The sequence below is a fragment of the Massilioclostridium coli genome (assembly GCF_900095865.1).
GTDB lineage: Bacteria > Bacillota > Clostridia > Oscillospirales > Ruminococcaceae > Massilioclostridium > Massilioclostridium facile.
The window spans coordinates 672,254-690,129 of sequence record NZ_FMIZ01000006.1; the positions used below are offsets into that span (position 1 = coordinate 672,254).

At 41.3% G+C, this 17,876-nt stretch carries 16 protein-coding genes; 8 read left to right on the forward strand and 8 right to left on the reverse strand.

Annotation, left to right across the window (positions count from 1 at the left end):
* Positions 1-47: 47 nt before the first annotated feature.
* The 8 genes from gyrA to dnaA form a co-directional block, all read right to left on the reverse strand.
* Positions 48-2,681: a DNA gyrase subunit A gene (gene gyrA, locus BQ2683_RS05145; protein WP_069987774.1), complete on the reverse strand. Its 2,634-nt coding sequence runs from the start codon at positions 2,679-2,681 to the stop codon at positions 48-50.
* A gap of 37 nt (positions 2,682-2,718) precedes the next feature.
* Entirely contained in the window at positions 2,719-3,603 is an 885-nt protein-coding gene (locus BQ2683_RS05150) for a YcxB family protein (RefSeq protein WP_069987776.1), read from the reverse strand.
* A 32-nt stretch (positions 3,604-3,635) separates the two neighbouring features.
* Positions 3,636-5,564, reverse strand: coding sequence for a DNA topoisomerase (ATP-hydrolyzing) subunit B (gene gyrB, locus BQ2683_RS05155; protein ID WP_069987778.1), 1,929 nt, complete (start codon positions 5,562-5,564; stop codon positions 3,636-3,638).
* Between the two features lie 60 nt (positions 5,565-5,624).
* Positions 5,625-5,888 (reverse strand): extracellular matrix regulator RemB, encoded by a 264-nt coding sequence (gene remB, locus BQ2683_RS05160; RefSeq protein WP_069987780.1) that lies wholly within the window; start codon positions 5,886-5,888, stop codon positions 5,625-5,627.
* Positions 5,889-5,903: 15 nt separating this feature from the next.
* On the reverse strand, positions 5,904-7,007 hold the full coding sequence (gene recF, locus BQ2683_RS05165; RefSeq protein ID WP_069987782.1) for a DNA replication/repair protein RecF: 1,104 nt from the start codon (positions 7,005-7,007) through the stop codon (positions 5,904-5,906).
* Positions 6,994-7,221 (reverse strand): RNA-binding S4 domain-containing protein, encoded by a 228-nt coding sequence (locus tag BQ2683_RS05170; RefSeq protein WP_069987788.1) that lies wholly within the window; start codon positions 7,219-7,221, stop codon positions 6,994-6,996. Before BQ2683_RS05170 ends, recF begins: the two co-directional genes overlap by 14 nt.
* The gene (gene dnaN, locus BQ2683_RS05175; RefSeq protein ID WP_069987790.1) at positions 7,211-8,320 is read right to left on the reverse strand and encodes a DNA polymerase III subunit beta; all 1,110 of its coding nucleotides are present in this window, start codon (positions 8,318-8,320) and stop codon (positions 7,211-7,213) included. The genes BQ2683_RS05170 and dnaN overlap by 11 nt, the downstream gene beginning before the upstream one ends.
* Positions 8,321-8,701: 381 nt before the next feature.
* Positions 8,702-10,057, reverse strand: a complete 1,356-nt coding sequence (dnaA, locus tag BQ2683_RS05180) for a chromosomal replication initiator protein DnaA (protein ID WP_069987792.1) — start codon at positions 10,055-10,057, stop codon at positions 8,702-8,704.
* A 492-nt stretch (positions 10,058-10,549) separates the two neighbouring features.
* Between dnaA and rpmH the strand changes: the two genes are divergently transcribed.
* The 8 genes from rpmH to rsmG all read left to right on the forward strand — a co-directional run bounded on the left by rpmH (position 10,550) and on the right by rsmG (position 17,810).
* A complete protein-coding gene (gene rpmH / locus BQ2683_RS05185; RefSeq protein ID WP_069987794.1) occupies positions 10,550-10,684 on the forward strand; it encodes a 50S ribosomal protein L34 in 135 nt (44 codons plus the stop codon).
* Between the two features lie 193 nt (positions 10,685-10,877).
* Positions 10,878-11,255: a ribonuclease P protein component gene (gene rnpA / locus BQ2683_RS05190; RefSeq protein ID WP_069987796.1), complete on the forward strand. Its 378-nt coding sequence runs from the start codon at positions 10,878-10,880 to the stop codon at positions 11,253-11,255.
* 4 nt (positions 11,256-11,259) lie between these two features.
* Positions 11,260-11,493, forward strand: coding sequence for a membrane protein insertion efficiency factor YidD (yidD, locus tag BQ2683_RS05195; RefSeq protein WP_069987797.1), 234 nt, complete (start codon positions 11,260-11,262; stop codon positions 11,491-11,493).
* A 54-nt stretch (positions 11,494-11,547) separates the two neighbouring features.
* Positions 11,548-12,615 carry a YidC/Oxa1 family membrane protein insertase gene (locus BQ2683_RS05200; RefSeq protein WP_069987798.1) on the forward strand — a complete coding sequence of 356 codons (1,068 nt, stop codon included), beginning with the start codon at positions 11,548-11,550 and terminating at the stop codon, positions 12,613-12,615.
* A gap of 25 nt (positions 12,616-12,640) precedes the next feature.
* Positions 12,641-13,528 (forward strand): RNA-binding cell elongation regulator Jag/EloR, encoded by an 888-nt coding sequence (gene jag / locus BQ2683_RS05205; RefSeq protein WP_069987800.1) that lies wholly within the window; start codon positions 12,641-12,643, stop codon positions 13,526-13,528.
* A gap of 168 nt (positions 13,529-13,696) precedes the next feature.
* Positions 13,697-15,058, forward strand: coding sequence for a tRNA uridine-5-carboxymethylaminomethyl(34) synthesis GTPase MnmE (mnmE, locus tag BQ2683_RS05210; RefSeq protein ID WP_069987802.1), 1,362 nt, complete (start codon positions 13,697-13,699; stop codon positions 15,056-15,058).
* 151 nt (positions 15,059-15,209) lie between these two features.
* Positions 15,210-17,099, forward strand: coding sequence for a tRNA uridine-5-carboxymethylaminomethyl(34) synthesis enzyme MnmG (gene mnmG, locus BQ2683_RS05215; protein ID WP_069987804.1), 1,890 nt, complete (start codon positions 15,210-15,212; stop codon positions 17,097-17,099).
* Between the two features lie 3 nt (positions 17,100-17,102).
* Entirely contained in the window at positions 17,103-17,810 is a 708-nt protein-coding gene (gene rsmG / locus BQ2683_RS05220; protein ID WP_069987807.1) for a 16S rRNA (guanine(527)-N(7))-methyltransferase RsmG, read from the forward strand.
* Positions 17,811-17,876: the final 66 nt, after the last annotated feature.

Consider the following 17,876-nt stretch of genomic DNA (forward strand, 5'->3'; position numbering starts at 1 on the left):
ATAAAACAAAAAATTCCGGTAGGAACACTACCGGAATTTTTAATTTTTTATTCGTCTTTTTGTTCTTCTAATTCATTCATTTGGCTTTCCATGGATTCCGCATGTGCCAACAGCTCATCGGCAGCGTCAGAACCATCCATCTGGGTTTCTAGCTGATTTTCTTCCGCTTCTAAAGCTGCTTTTTCTTCTGGAGAAAGTTCTGTTTCTTCTGCTTGTTCTACTTCCTGAACTTCCGCTTCCTCCTCATGTTCCGCACGGGCAAAGGTTACCACCTTGGTATCCCCTTGTACTCTCATGACACGCACACCACCAGCATACCGGGACATCACGCTGACATCGCTTACACGGATACGGATAATAACACCATCATCTGAAATCATAATCAGATCATCATCTTCATCCACTACTTTTACCCCAACTACATGGCCTTTTTCTTCATTGACTTTGTAGTTGATTTTACCAAAACCACCTCTGGTCTGGCAACGGTATTCTTCCACAGCGGTACGTCTGCCTTGCCCTTTGTCGGTAACTGTCATAACAGTCGCGCCTTCTCGGATACGAGCCATACCAACAACCTGGTCGCCATCCTTCAGCTTAATGGCACGCACGCCTTTGGCGGAACGGGACAATGGACGGGCATCCGTTTCTTTAAACCGGATTGCCATCCCGTTTTTAGTAGCAACAATTAGTTCAGAGTGCCCAGAAGTCAAACGTACCCATGCCAATTCATCGTCTTCGGATAGGGTAATGGCAATCAAACCGTTTTTGCGGATATTGCGGTAAGCATCCAACTTGGTTCTTTTCACAATACCCTGCTTGGTTACCATGACAATATACTGGTCAGAATCAAACTCGGTTACCCGCAACATGGAAGTAACTTTTTCCTCTGGTTCCAATGGCAATAGATTGACAATATTCATCCCTTTGGAGGTTTTGCCCCCTTCTGGAATTTCATAGCATTTTAAGCGGTACATTTTTCCACGGTTGGTAATAAACACAACATGGTCGTGGGTAGAGGAGATAAAGAGTTCTTCCACAAAATCCTCTTCCCGCTGTTTCATACCGGAAACACCACGGCCACCACGCTTCTGGGTTTTGTAAACATCCACTGGCTGGCGTTTGATATAGCCGTAATGGGTGAGTGTAACTACACATTCCTCTTCTGGAATCAGGTCTTCAATATCCACTTCACCGCTAACCGCTTTGATCTCTGTGCGGCGTTCATCTCCATATTTCTGTTTGATTTCCAGCAACTCATCCCGTACAATCCCTAGGATAATCTGGTAATCGCTTAAAATATGTTCCAATTCTTTTACTTTTGCCAGGATATCAGCCAGTTCCTGCTCAATTTTAATCCGTTCCAGACCGGATAACTGCCCCAAACGCATCTGTACAATAGCGGTTGCCTGAATATCATCCAGGTTAAAGTTTTCCATCAAACGCTCTTTGGACTCTGCCACTGTTTTGGAAGAACGGATGATTTTAATCACTTCTTCGATGAAATCCAAAGCGATTTTTAACCCTTCCAGCACATGCTCCCGCTCTTTTGCTTTGCGTAGGTCAAATTCTGTCCTTCTGCGGATAACTTCCGCTTGGAAATCAATGTAATGCTGGAGCATTTCTTTCAGGGACATGACTTTTGGTTCGCCGTTGACCAATGCTAGGTTAATGACGCCAAAGGTCTCCTGCATTTGGGTATAACTGTACAATTTGTTTAAAACAATCTGAGGGTTCGCGTCCCGTTTTAACTCAATGACAATCCGCATTCCTTCCCGGCTGGATTCGTCACGCAATCCGGAAATTCCCTCAATTTTCTTATCTTTTACATGGTTGGCAATGCTCTCGATTAGCCGTGCTTTGTTGACCTGATAAGGAAGTTCGGTCACCACAATGCGGAACCGTCCATTTTTCATTTCTTCTACGTCAGCACGGGAACGTACTGTAATCTTACCCCGTCCTGTGGCATAAGCGGCACGAATTCCAGCCTGACCCATAATAATACCAGCAGTAGGGAAATCCGGCCCTTTGATGCAGCCCATGAGATCCAGCAACTCTGCATCCGGGTTATCAATCAACATGCAGATACCATCCACAATTTCATTCAAGTTGTGGGGAGGGATGTTCGTCGCCATCCCTACAGCAATACCAGTAGAACCATTTACCAACAGGTTTGGGAACCTGGAAGGTAATACAGTAGGCTCCTTCAAACGATCATCGTAGTTCATACCGAATTCAACGGTATCTTTATTGATATTAGTAAGCATCTCCATGGAGATTTTGCTCATTTTTGCTTCGGTATAACGGTAAGCAGCCGGAGGGTCGCCATCCACAGAACCGAAGTTCCCATGCCCATCTACCAATGGATAGCGCAAGGAAAAATCCTGCGCCATACGTACCAGGGCATCGTAAACAGAGGCGTCACCGTGGGGGTGGTAACGTCCCAATACAGAACCGACTGTATCGGCTGATTTACGGTAAGGTTTGTCCGGAAAAATACCGTTCTCATACAGGGTATACAGGATACGGCGATGGACTGGTTTTAAACCGTCCCGCACATCCGGCAGCGCCCTGCTGACAATAACAGACATGGAATAATCCAAAAAGGATTTCCGCATCTCTTTTTCAATATCTACCGGAATCACCTTACCCATACTTGGGTCAAAAGTGTTTTCATTACTCATTCAGGTTCCTCCAAATCTATCCGACAAGTCAGTATTTCTATGCTTCTGTTTGAATCAACCGTTCCCCGAGAGCCTGGAATTTCTGATTTATCCCTGCCTGCTGTTCCTCATCCAAGCAGCGTTTTGGCAGGATATAAATCCGCTCTTTCCCAACGCTGATAATGTATTTATCCTTCTGGTTAAGGATAAAATTGCTGGGATTGTTGTACATAATACGGAAACCGCCGTTTTCTTCTTTTACAAAAATGTATTCGTCATAAATATCCATGGTAAAAGGCTCTTCAATCTGTGCCATTGCCTTTGCCACCTGTTTGCGGTGGCGTACTGGATTGTACCAAATGATAAAAACCACGGCAATACAAACAATGGTACCCAGGTAAGTAACCGTGGAAGGGGTACGTAAAAACAAATCAATTAAATAAAATACCAGCACCAACCCAAACAAAATGGTAAAAATAAGGTTGCGCTTAAACAGATGCTTTTTCTGGAATGCCTTCATCCCGGTTTCCACTTCCTCTTCCGTCAGGTTATAGGATACTGGAATGTGGGGTAGGGAAGTATCTTCTTTATCTCCCATTCTCACAGGAGGAAGGTCTTTTTCATCATACTGCTGCAAATCAATATTGGAAGTAGCTGGTTTTTGCTCTTCTTTTTTTGATTTTTTCTTTTTGATTTGGTATACATTTTCCAATTGGTCAATATTTTTGTTGTAATAATTTTCTGCTTGGGATTTGGTTGGATCGTCCTTGTATTCTTCTTCCTGCTCCTCATCCCCATCTTTTTTATCTTTTTTCCATTGGAACAAGCCATCAAAATCATGCTTATGCTCTTCGTAATACAGTTCCGCCTGGGATTTCTCTTGTGGCTCCTGCTGTATTTCCTGATCTGGTTCCAACTGGGTTTCCTTTTGTTTTTCGTCCATACTGCCTCCTGCTATTGTTTGGTTGCCCAAAATTAAATATCCAAATTCTGCACATACCGTGCGTTCTGTTCAATGAATTCACGGCGTGGCGCTACTTTATCCCCCATGAGGATAGTAAAGATTTCATCCGCTGCCGCTGCGTCTTCCATAGTAACCTGAATCATTACTCTGTTTTCTGGATTCATGGTAGTTTCCCAAAGCTGTTCTGGGTCCATTTCACCTAGACCTTTGTAACGCTGGATATCAATTTTCGCATCTGGGTTATCTCCCCGCATAGTTACCAATAAACTGTTACGTTCCTCGTCACTATAAGCATATTTATGCACTTTTCCTCTGGTTAAACGGTACAACGGAGGCTGTGCAATATAAACGTTCCCATTTTCAATCAAAGGCCGCATGAAACGGAAGAAGAAGGTCAGCAATAGGGTACGGATATGGCTACCATCCACATCGGCATCCGCCATGATGACAATCTTGTTATAACGGAGTTTCGTAATATCAAAATCTTCTCCAATGGAAGTACCCAATGCTGTAACTACTGGCATCAATTTTTCATTGCCGTACACTTTGTCCAGGCGCGCCTTTTCTACGTTGAGCATTTTTCCCCACAGAGGAAGGATTGCTTGATATTTTCGTTCTCGCCCGCTTTTTGCGGACCCACCTGCGGAATCCCCTTCGACAATGTACAATTCGGTCAATTCTGGGTCACGTTCGGAACAATCCGCTAATTTTCCTGGCAGGGAAGCACTTTCCAGGGCGGATTTCCGTCTGGTTAATTCCCTTGCTTTCCTTGCCGCTTCCCTTGCTTTTTGAGCATTTAAGGATTTCGAGATAATTTCCTGGGCAACCGATGGATTTTCATCAAAATAATCCATTAGTTTTTCAGTAACCATCTTTTCCACCAACTGGCGCACTTCCACATTGCCCAACTTGGTTTTAGTTTGACCCTCAAATTCACAGTTGGTGAGCTTTACGCTAATAATAGCGGTCAAGCCCTCCCGCACATCATCGCCAATCAGCTTTTTATCCGCATCTTTGAGTAAATTGGTCTTTTTCGCGTATTCGTTAAATACTTTCGTCAGTGCGTTTTTAAAACCAGTCTCATGGGTACCGCCATCCGGTGTATGAATATTATTGGCGAAAGACAGGATTAATTCGTTATAACTATCGTTGTACTGAAGGGCAACTTCCGCAATAGAATCCCCCTCTTTTGCTTTTAAATAGATTACCTGGTCATTGATTGTTTCCAACTGCCTGCGTTTGTGGATAAATTCTACAAAGCTTACAATACCACCTTCGTAGTGTAAGGTTTCCCCAACCGGTTCCTCTCCACGACGGTCGGTGAGCACAATTTTTACTCCAGCGTTCAAAAATGCCTGTTCCCGCAAACGGGTCAGCAAAATATCGTAATCATAGTGGGTTTCACTAAAAATCGTCCCGTCGGCTTTGAACATAACAGAAGTACCTGTTTTCGTGGTATCTCCAATAATCTTCATTTGTTCATCATAGTTTCCACGGGCAAATTTTTGGTAGTTGATATGCTGTCCATCATATACCGTCAGTTCCAGCCATTCACTCAGGGCATTTACAACCGACGCACCTACCCCATGTAAACCACCGGCTACTTTATAACCGCCACCGCCAAATTTTCCTCCCGCATGTAGCATGGTATATACCACAGTTGCTGCGGATATCCCTTCTTTTGGATGGATACCAGTTGGAATCCCACGGCCGTTATCCGAGACTCTGATCACATCGCCGGGAAGAATTTCCACGTCGATCTGGGTACAGAAACCAGCCAAAGCCTCATCAATGGAGTTATCCACAATCTCATACACCAGGTGGTGCAGCCCTTTGGAGCCAGTAGACCCAATATACATACCGGGACGCTTACGAACTGCTTCCAGTCCTTCTAATACCTGGATTTGATTTTCATCATAGTTTTGATTGATTCTTTCCAAAAAAAATTCCTCCCAATTACTGAAATGATCTTTCACGTCTTGCCCTGCCAATACCAAGGGCTATTCTAATTTTAATCCGCGCTTTGCCCTCAGCCGCAAGGTTGCTGGACTGATTTGGGAAATGTAAACTTTGGTAGTTCCATTTTCACAGCATACCACAAAAGAACGGGGAAGCTCATACGAAACATTCACCACTTTTCCAGTTTCTTCTGCTTTGCGCAGAAAAAACCGGGTATGTTTGGAAATAGAAGTATTATCCAGGTCAAAAATCCCGACAATATTCTCCTGTTTTACCACGGTATCTTCCCCTAAATGAATATACATAGCAAACCTCTTTGTTTATGATTGAATCCTGCCATCCTCCACATGGAATATCTCTCCATGCTGAAGGCGTAGGGTATTGGAAATATCGCAGCAGGTAATAAATACCTGATGCCCTTTTACATGGTTTAAAATATAATCCTGGCGGGAAACATCTAATTCACTCATCACATCATCCAACAAAATAACCGGATTATTTCCAGTAATGGATTTCAGTAACTTGGCTTCCGCCAGTTTTAACGCCAAAATACTACTCCGCTGTTGCCCTTGGGAGCCATAGTTTTTGACGGATACGTCATTGATTAACAATTCCACCTCATCCCGATGCACACCAATGCCGGTAAATCCCTGTTTGACATCTTGTTCCAGGTTCTGCTCCAGCTGTTCCAGATAATGCTGTACTTTATCTTGGGTATATTCCCGATCCCCAAGTTTATCAAATACAGTGGACTGGTATTCTACCCGCAGGTTTTCTTTCTGGGATGAAATTCCCTGGTAAATATGGTGGGAAAACTTTGCTACCTTATCGGTGTAATCCTGGCGCAGTAGGGAAACAATCGTCCCCAATTTTGCCAGCTGTAAATCCCAAATCTCCATCGTGTCTTTTAAATAAGGCTGACGGTAAAGTTCTTTTAAAAGGCTATTCCGCTGGTATAGTACCTTTTCATATTGGTGCAGGTAATGGTGGTAATCCGGCCGGATTTGGCAGATCGCGCTGTCCAAAAATTTCCGCCGTAAAGATGGCGAACCTTGGATAATCGAAAGATGGGCAGGAGAGAACACAACACAGAGGAAATTTCCCGCATACTCAGTGGGGGATTTTAATTCCACCCGGTTTAAAAAATATTTATTTTTTGCCCCAAATACCATATTGGCTTTTTGGATGCGCTGGGTATCATCAAACTCCAATGATAATTCTGCCCGCTGGCAATCAAATCCAATCAATTTGGATTCTTTGGAGCTCCGAAAGCTCCTAGCGCCAGAAAACAACCAGATGGCTTCAATTAAATTGGTTTTTCCCTGGGCATTCTGCCCATAAATGACATTAATCCCTTCTCCTGGCTGGATCACAATTTGTTTGAGATTACGAAACCCATCCCCTCGAAATTCAGTTACCTTCATGGATAATCAGTAGCTCCAATTCATTCCCGATGACAATTTTATCATTGGGGAATACTTTTTTACCACGAATATAACAAACTTCACCGTTGAGCATAACTTCACCATCCGCCACCATCTCTTTCGCGTGTCCGCCTGTCTCCGCAATGCCGGCAAATTTTAAAAGCTGATCCAACTTAATAAACGGTGTATGGATTGGGATTGTCTCAGTTTTCATTTTTTAACCTCACTGGCAATACCAGGAATAGGAATTGATCCCCTTCCACTGGAATGATTTTAATTGGAGAAAGCGGACCATTCATATCAATATAAATTTCATCACAATCCGTATGGCGTAACGCATCAATCATATATTTATTGTTAAAAGCAATCCGGATTTGGTTTCCCTCTACCTGTGCTTCACAGCGATCATTTACTTTACCAATGGCGCTTTCACAAGAAAGAATTAGAGAATTGCCTTCTGTTTCCAATTTAATAGGGCTTTTATTCCGATCGTTGATGATAATAGAAGTCCTTTCGATGCTCTGTGCCAATATTGCATCTTCCACATGGATACGAGTGGAAAAACCATCTGGAATAGCGGATTTATAGTCCAAATATTCCCCTAATAATAGGCGAGAAATCATGGTATATCCATCAACTTCAAAAAGGATATGTTTTTCACAAACATTGATTTTTGCGATTTGATCCTGTTGGTCAGATAACAGTTTGGTTAGTTCCGCTAATGTTTTTCCTGGGACAATAAAGGAAATATCCTTGTCCACGTTTACTTTTTCCCTACGTAATGCGACCCGGTATCCATCTACGGATACCACATGCATTGTACCATTGGAAATATCAAAAAGGGAACCTGTTAGAATTGGAGTTTGTTCGTTGACAGAAATTGCAAACAATGTTTGGTTAATCATATTTTTTAATAGGTATTCTGGCAGTTCAAAGGAAATGCAATCCTCTATGGAAGGAAGGTCTGGGTATTCATCTTTTGCCATCCCTAAAATATGGAATTCCGTGTCTGCACCTTGAATTAAGGTCATAAAGCGTTCATCAGATGCAATCAAAATTTCCTGATTTGGCATCTTTTTTAAAATATCGCTGAACAGACGGGCATTTAATACAATGCTACCTTCTTCTTGTTGGTTTACCTGGATTGTTTTGGTAATACCAATTTCTAAATTATAGCCGGTAATTGTCAGTTCGCTATTGTTACATTGTAACAGGACGCCTTCCAACGCAGGTATTGTAGATTTCGAAGAAATTGCTAAAGACACATTAGAAACAACTTCATTGAGTAGTTTTAAATCACATGAAAATTTCATAGTTAGTACCTCTTTTACTAGAAATAAGGGTTTTTCACAACTTCTTTGTATCCGATCAAAAAAATTTCGATTTTTGAATAAAATAAATGTATTTTATTTTATAATATTTTAGTAGTAGTAGTAGGGAGTGTGTAAAAGTTGAAAATGTGAAAAACCTCGGAAAATACTAGGGTTGAAGTGATTTTTCTTTTCCGGATTGAAAAAGAAAAATAAGTTGAAAAAGTTGAAAGATAAATTTTATTTAACAGCTATGTTGAAAACTGGGTTGAAAATGTTAAAAGATTGTTTGTAAGTTTGTTGAAGAGTAAAACAAAATAAATTTCCGAATATTGGATGTTGAATAAGTTGGAACTTGGTTGAGTTAAAAATGTTGAAAAATGGTTATTTATCCCGGATATTTTTAATAATGTCCTCAACAATCTCTTTTTGATGGCTATCTTTTTTTATCATGTTTTCAACTTTTTGTAGTGCATAAACGACTGTTGCATGGTCACGACCATTAAATTCTTTTCCGATTTCCGCCAGAGGCATTTGGGTAATTTCCCGTACAATATACATGGCAATTTGACGGGATGTTGAAATTTGTGCAGAACGTTTGGAAGAACGAATATCTTCTTCCGTGACACTAAATGTACGTGCTACTTCTTTGATGATGCGTTCTACGGTAACAGGGGCAGGCTGGTTATTATTTAGAATATCTCGGATTGCGGTTTGCGCCATGCCGATAGATGGGGTAGCCCCATTTAAGTCCTTAAACGCATTTAGCCGTTTTACCGCTCCTTCCAGTTGCCGGATATTATGTTTTAAATTGGAAGCAATAAACTCCGCAACATCATCGGACATTTCCAGGTTCATCAATTCTGCCTTACGGCGGACAATCGCAACCCTGGTTTCAAAATCTGGCGGGGAAATATCCGCTAACAGACCCCATTCAAAACGAGTTTTCAAACGATCTTCCAGGGTTTTAATATCTTTTGGAGGACGGTCGGATGTCAATACAATCTGTTTACCAACCTGATGCAGTTCATTAAAAGTATGGAAAAATTCCTCTTGGGTTTGGGTTTTCCCAGCCAGGAATTGGATATCGTCCATAAGAAGAATATCTACATTACGATACTTTTCATGGAACTCATCTGTAGTATGGCGTTCAATTGCGGTAATCAATTCGTTGGTGAAGGTTTCACCATTGACATAGGCGATATTGGCTTTTGGATTGTTTTTGCGAATTTCGTGGGCAATGGAAATTAACAGATGGGTTTTTCCTAGCCCGCTTGGGCCATAAATAAACAGTGGGTTATAAGTACCATTCTGTTTTTGAGCAACCGCCTTACAAGCAGCATAGGCAAACGTGTTGGAGCTGCCTACAATAAAAGTATCAAAAGTATATTCATATTCCCCCAGGTATTTATTATCAATTTTTTCTTCAGCAGGTGGCATTAAACTGGTTTGCTGTGGAACAGAAGCAGTGGGTTCAGCAGCAGGAGTATGGTTTTCTTCGGTGATGATATCAATGGTAACATCAAACCCCAATACCTCTTTAAAAGCTTCTGTTAATATATTCATATATTTTGTGAGAACAATATTTTTTTGAAAATTGCTTTTTAGAGCTAATACTGCGGTACCGGATTTGAATTCAACTGGTTCAATGGGCTGGATCCAAAGGGAATACGCAGTGGGGGACAGCTCTGTTTCACAGTATTGTTTCACAGCCTGAAATACCTGTGAAAAGGATTCCATATTGTAACCTCCTATCAAATTTTGTGGTCTGATCTCATTTTGGGCATACTTATACTGTTCTAGTATAACATGTTTTCAACAATTTTACAAGCAGTTTTCAACGTTCTTATTCCTATTATATAAGGAAAGATTATGGATTTATTTTGTAAAAAGAAAAAAGTCGTTGAATCTTTTTCTTTTTAAACGTGGAAAATTAAAAAAAGAATAGTTAGAAATAGGTCAAAATAATTCACAGTTTTTAAACAGGCTAAGTAAAAAATCAACCCAAGATAAGGCGGATTTATTAAAATAGAAAAAAGAGATTTTCAAAAAAGGAGGGGGGAGGATTTTATTATTTTAAAACAAATATAAATTTCTAAATAAAAAGCTTGACATTTCCTATCTGGATAAGCTATACTAATAACTTGCAGGGATAGAACTTGTACTACATAGGGGTTCTCCCTATTGATATAATCGCTGTGCATCCGCACATACAAAAAGGAGGACGGACAGATGAAAAGAACTTATCAGCCAAAAAAACGCCAAAGATCCAAAGTTCATGGTTTTAGAAAAAGAATGGCTTCTACTAATGGCCGCAAAGTTTTAGCACGCAGACGTGCGAAAGGCAGAAAAAGACTTACTCACTAAGAATGAGTTTTTTCGCAGGATACTTACGGATAATTCGGGTGTTGCGTATTGGTTTCTGCAATGTTTACGGCCAGTTTAAACTCAACTAAAAAATCAGTATACAGCACCGAAGCCAGTGAGCCTGACCACATAAATTCATTTTATGTGGTCTTTTTTATTAAAAGGATGGTTGGAATACGGGTAGGATAACGCTATGATTTATACCACACCATTAAAATTGAATAAGGATTTTAAACGGTTGTACTATCGGGGAAGTTTTAAAGCATCCCCCAACCTTGTTACCTATGGAATGAAACGATGGGATAAACAATGCCATATTGGGATTACCGTTAGCAAAAAAATAGGAAAAGCCCATACACGTAACCGTGTTCGGCGAATCATTCGCGCAGCGTATGCCCAATTGGAGCAGGAACAGAACCTAAAGGGGTGGGATTTTGTTTTTGTTGCCCGCACAGCCTCGGTAGAACAAAAATCCACTGATATTTATCAGGATATGAAAAAACAATTATCTTTTGTGTTATCAAAAGATTCGGGAAAAGGAAAAAAACAATCCGGTTTTAAAAAGGGATGATAAAATGAAGCATATTTTCATGGCAATCATTCGGTTTTATCAAAAATTTATTTCGCCGTTATTTCCGCCATGCTGCCGCTTTTATCCGACCTGTTCCCAATATGCGCTAGAAGCGATCCAAGTCCACGGGGCGATCAAAGGAGGATGGCTTGCCTTAAAGCGTTTTTTCAAATGTAACCCTTTGCATCCTGGAGGTGTGGACCCTGTCCCACCAAAAAAACAGAAAAAACCAAAATAAAATGATAAAAAGACTTCAAAAGAATTACCGGTTCGGCCGGAATGGAGGTTTCCAATGAATCTAATTTATACGATCCTCGGTACGCCGTTGGGATGGATTATTTGGGCAATTTATCAAGTAATCCATAGTTATGGCTGGTCCTTGATCATCTTTACGATTATTTTGAGATTGGTTCAGGTACCGTTTGCGATTAAGCAACAAAAATCCAGCGCAAGAATGGGCGCACTCCAGCCAAAGATGGCGGAAATCAATAAAAAATATGCGAATAATCCGCAGAAGCGTCAAGAAGAATTGATGAAACTTCAACAGGAATACGGATATAACCCAATGAGTGGGTGTCTGCCAATGGCAATTCCGTTTATCATCCTATTTGGTATGATTGACGTTGTGTACAAGCCATTAACCCATATTTTACACCTATCTTCCGATGTAATCCAGCAAGCAGCTGATATTATTGGAAATACAGGAAATATGATGACCCAGCAGTTAAGCATTATTTCCCAGGTTCAAGCATCGGGTGGAGCAGAAAAATTCGCTGCATTAGGGCCTGATGTGATTGAAAAAATACAAAATTTGGACTTGAACTTTTTAGGAATTAACCTTGGATCGGTTCCATTGGAACAAATTCAGCAGGGAATTATTTTTCCATTGATTTTGTTGCCAGTTTTAGCAGGGGTGTTCTCTTTCTTACAGATGTTTGTTTCCATGAAGATGAACCCAATGAGCATGGAGGCGGCTGGTGGAGCTGGCTGTTCCATGAAGGTTATGATGTACATTATGCCAATCTTCTCCATCTGGATTACCTGTACAGTACCAGCAGGTGTTGGCAGCTACTGGATTATTTCTTATTTGATCGGCTTAGTGCAGGTAATTGTGCTGAATAATTTTTACAATCCAAAACGTTTGCGGGAAGAAGCCAAGGCGGAGATGGAAGCAAAACGGAAATCAAAAAAGACAACAATTAAAGAAGAAATTAAAATAGATGGAGAAACAGTTGTAAAAGAAAAACAAGTTTCCCAAAAAGAATGGAACCGCCAACGTCTGGCAGCGGCAAGAAAAGCTGATGCAGAAAAATACGGGGAAGAATATATCGATGTAACAGATGATGATCTTTTATCCTAAGTTGGCATACGGGAGGTAATAAACCATGAGAAAAGAATTAACTTTACATGCGGATAGTATTGAACAAGCTATTGCAATGGCTTGTGAGCAGCTGCAAAAAGGGCAGGAAGAATTAAAATGGGATGTAATCCGCGATGTAAAAAAGAGTTTGTTTGGAAAGATTAAAGAACAGGCGGAAGTAACATTCTATTATGAAGAACAGGATGTAGTAGAACAGCCAGAAGTTGCTGAAACCGTCACAACTACATTGGTTGATGAAGATACCACAAAACATAAAATTGAAATTGCTACCACTTATTTAAAAGATGTCCTTTCTGCAATGGGATTAAACGATGTTCATATGGATATTGACCGGGAAGAGGACAACGTGAAAATTGTGTTAGAAGGGGATAACATGGGGGTTGCGATTGGCCGCCGTGGGGAAACCTTGGATGCACTTCAATATCTTGTAAGCTTAGTGGCAAACCGGGAAGAAGGGGACTATGTCCGCTTTATTATTGACAGTGGTAACTTCCGTGAAAAAAGGGAAGAAACCCTGCGTCATCTGGCTGCTAAAATTGCAAAAACAACCTTAAAAACAGGCAGAAATTCCACCTTGGAACCAATGAACCCATATGAAAGAAGAATTATCCATTCTGTGGTATCCGAAATTGAAGGTGTTTATTCCAAATCTATTGGGGAAGAACCAAACCGTAAAGTTGTGGTAATTAGTGAACATCCAAGAAAAAGCAACCGCAATGGAAAAGGTGGCAACTACCATAAAAAACCACGGGAACGCCGCAATTATGATGATAAGGATTATGTTATCCCAAAAGATGTTTCCAATCAGCCATCCACTTATGATTTTGAAAAAGAGTTTTTGAAAAAAAGCAGTGACACAAAATTGTATTCCAAAATCGAATTTGATGACTAAGTAAAAGTATAAATTGTTAAAATTTGTACAGAGCGTATATGCACCTTGCGGTGACATGCTTTTGTTTATCGGAACCAACAGGTATTAGCCAGGTGTAATCCTTGGCTTTTACCTGTTTTTTTATGGGTTTCGATAGCCTATTATGATTAGAAAGACAGGAGGATATCCATGAAAACAATTGCGGCAATTGCAACCCCTCTTGCAGTGGGAGGGATTTCGGTCATCCGTTTATCCGGGGAAGAAGCAATTTCTCTTGCAGAACAGATTTTTCAGCCAGTATCCGGCAAAAAATTGAGTCAGATGGAAGGTTATACCGCTGCTTATGGGGATATTATTTCCCAAGGAAATAAAATAGATGATGGAGTTGTCTTAGTATACCGTGCTCCTAAAAGTTATACAGGGGAGAATGTAGTGGAAATATCCTGCCACGGAGGGCTATTGGTTTCCCGTAATGTGCTTCGTGCAGCACTGGAAGCAGGGGCTGCCCCGGCGCAGAATGGTGAGTTTACCAAACGGGCTTTTTTGAACGGAAAAATGGGATTGACCCAAGCAGAAGCAGTGATGGATATTATCAATGCCCAATCCGACCAGGCTGTTAAATCGGCAAAAACAGCAATGGAAGGGGCATTGTACCAGTCCATCCGCAGTGTGTGCGATCAGTTAGTTGCCGTAGCTGGGCATTTATCCGCATGGGTAGACTACCCGGAAGAAGAAATTGAACAGGTGGAAACAAGTCATCTTTTGGAATCCCTTCAGCAAGCAGAATCCCAGATGAAAGAGCTATTGGAACACTATGACGTAGGAAGAATTATTCGGGAAGGGATCGAAACTGCAATTGTAGGGAAACCAAATGTGGGAAAATCCACCTTGATGAACTTAATGAGCGGTGTACAGAAAAGTATTGTCACGGATATTGCGGGGACAACCCGTGATGTAGTGGAAGAAACTGTAGATATTGGCGGGGTAATCCTCCGTTTGGCAGATACCGCCGGTATCCGTGATACTCAGGATGTTGTGGAGCAGATTGGTGTAGATATGGCAAAAAAGAGGATGCTTCATGCAGATTTAGTCCTTGCCATGTTTGATTGTTCGGAAGAGCTGTCTGATCAGGATAAACAGTTGATTGAGGAGTTAAGAGGCTTGCCAGTCATAGCGGTAGTCAATAAGACCGACTTGGAACAAAAACTGGACACCACTTATTTGCAGCAGCATTTCCAACGTATTGTATTTATTTCTGCTAAAAATACAGATGGGATAGACCAATTAAAGCAAACTATTTTTTCTATGCTGGAATTGGAGCATATTGATGGGTCATCCCCAATGATCGCAAATGAACGGCAAAAGAATTGTGCGCAGCAGGCATACCAGATGATTCAGGAAAGCATTGCGACTCTGCAGGCAGGATTTACTTTGGATGCTGTTACGGTTTCGATTGAATCTGCGATTGAGTCCCTATTGGAATTGACAGGGGAACGGGTGACAGATGCAGTAGTAGACGAAGTGTTTTCTCATTTTTGTGTTGGAAAATAATACGAAAAGTATTAAAATAAAAATAGTTGCATCGCCAAAATAATTTGTTGAAAAAATAGATCGATTCCGTTATGGAAAGATAGTGGAAAAAAAGACAGAAAAATTAGATGGAAACACGGTGGAAAATAAACATACCATGAGGTGAAAAAAGATGAATTATCCAATGGGTGAATTTGATATAGCGGTGGTAGGCGCTGGGCATGCTGGCGTGGAAGCTGCTTTGGCGTCCGCGCGGTTGGGAATGAAAACTGTGCTGTTTACCATATCTTTGGACCAGATCGCTAATATGCCATGTAACCCTTCCATTGGAGGGACGGCAAAAGGGCATTTGGTCAGGGAGATTGATGCCCTAGGTGGAGAAATGGGAAAGGCGGCAGACGCCACCTTTTTACAGAGCAGGATGTTAAACAGGGGAAAAGGTCCTGCGGTACATAGCTTAAGGGTGCAGGCAGACCGTATGGCATACCATCGCCATGTAAAACAAGTCTGTGAAAACCAGGAAAATCTATGGATTAAACAGGATGAAATCGCAGATATTCAGGTAGATGATAAAAACCAGGTAACCGGGGTTGTCACTAAATTGGGAGCTGTTTATCAAACAAAAGCGGCGATCTTATGTTGTGGAACCTATTTGAATGGCACTATTTATGTGGGAGAAGCATCCTACTCCAGTGGGCCAGACGGCGCAAACGCCGCTACTTTATTGACCAGAAACCTAGAAAAATTGGGAATGGAACTACGACGTTTTAAAACGGGAACCCCTTCCCGTGTCCATCGCCGTAGCATTGATTTTTCCCAGTTGGAAGAACAGTCTGGAGATGAGCGGATTGTTCCATTCTCATTTGAAACCAAAGGGAAACTGAAAAACCAAGTAAATTGTTATATTGCCTATACCAATGAAAAAACCCATCAGGTCATTCAGGATAATATCCATTTGTCCCCATTATATTCTGGAAAAATTCATGGAGTTGGACCAAGGTATTGCCCATCCATCGAGGATAAAGTGGTGCGTTTTTCAGATAAGCCACGCCATCAGTTGTTTATTGAACCAATGGGAATGGACACTGATGAAATTTACTTGCAGGGGATGTCCTCTTCGTTGCCAGAGAATGTACAGTTGCAGTTTTTACGCACCATCAAAGGTCTGGAACATGTTGAAGTAATGCGTAATGCTTATGCCATCGAATATGATTGCTGTGACCCATTGCAATTGCAGCCTACTTTGGAGTTTATCAAAATCAAAGGGCTGTATGGTGCTGGGCAGTTTAATGGGACTTCTGGCTATGAGGAAGCTGCTGCTCAGGGATTAGTAGCTGGTATCAATGCAGCACGTAAAATAAAAGGACAAACACCTGTTATTTTAGACCGTGCCAGCTCTTATATTGGAACCCTGATTGATGATTTGGTGACAAAAGGATGTTCTGACCCTTATCGGATGATGACATCCCGAAGTGAGTACCGTTTGGTACTTCGGCAGGATAACGCTGACCAGCGTTTAACCCCGATGGGGCATGAAATTGGTTTGATTTCCGACCAACGTTATCAAGACTTCCTACACAAAATGGAGATGATTGAACAGGAAACCAAAAGGGTTTCCACGGTACATATGGGGCCGTCAAAAGAATTGAATGAACTATTGGTTTCACGTGGAACTTCCCCATTAAAGTCCGGTGTAAAAATGGAAGATCTAATCCGACGTCCCCAAGTAAGTTACGAGGATTTAAAACCATTTGATAAAGAACGTCCTGAACTTCCATATGAGGTGACGGAACAGGTGGAAATCTCATTAAAATATGAAGGATATATCAAACGCCAGTTAATGCAGGTTGAAGATATGCGACGTTTAGAAAACAAGTCATTGCCGGTTGATTTGGATTATAACACCATTGAAGGGCTTCGTTTGGAAGCAAGGGAAAAATTGAATAAAATCCGCCCGTTGAGCATTGGACAGGCTTCCCGTATTTCCGGGGTAAGCCCTGCGGATATTTCTGTTTTATTGATTTGGATGGAACAGGTAAAACACGACCATTGGAAAGGATAAGCTATGATTGAACAGCCGTTATTACAACAGTTTGCTAACCAGTTAGGGGTAACTTTATCCCAACAGCAATTGGATCAATTTGACCGATACGCCCAACTGCTGGTGGAATGGAATGAAAAAATCAATTTAACCGCAATTGTAGACCCCAGAGAGATTGTTATCAAACATTTTGCGGATAGTATCTCTTTTTTAAAGGCGGTTTCTGTGCCAGAAGGTTCTTCTTTAATTGATATTGGAACAGGGGCGGGGTTTCCTTCCACCCCTTTGGCGATTGTGCGTCCCGATTTAAAAGTAACCCAACTGGATAGCCTGAATAAACGGGTGCTATTTTTACAGGAAGTATCCGACCAGTTAGGGCTTGGCATTCAAACCATTCATCAAAGGGCAGAAGATGGGGGAAGAGATACTGTCTTACGGGAAAAATTTGATTTTGCCACAGCACGAGCGGTGGCAAATATGCAAACATTATCCGAATATTGCCTTCCTTATGTAAAACCCGGTGGATATTTCGTGGCGATGAAGGGGTATGAAATTGAGGAAGAACTGGAACAGGCAAAAAAAGCAATCCGTACCTTGGGCGGCAAGACAGAGGCTGTAGAAAAATTCCAGTTAGAAGATAACAGCAGGGCAATTATTGTGGTAAAAAAAATATCGCAAACTCCGCCAAAATACCCGAGAAATGCAGGAAAAATCAAAAAATCCCCGTTATAATGCAGCATAAAAGCTCGAAAAAACAGTTTGGGTTGGATTTTTTGTAAATGTAAAAATGTGGAAACT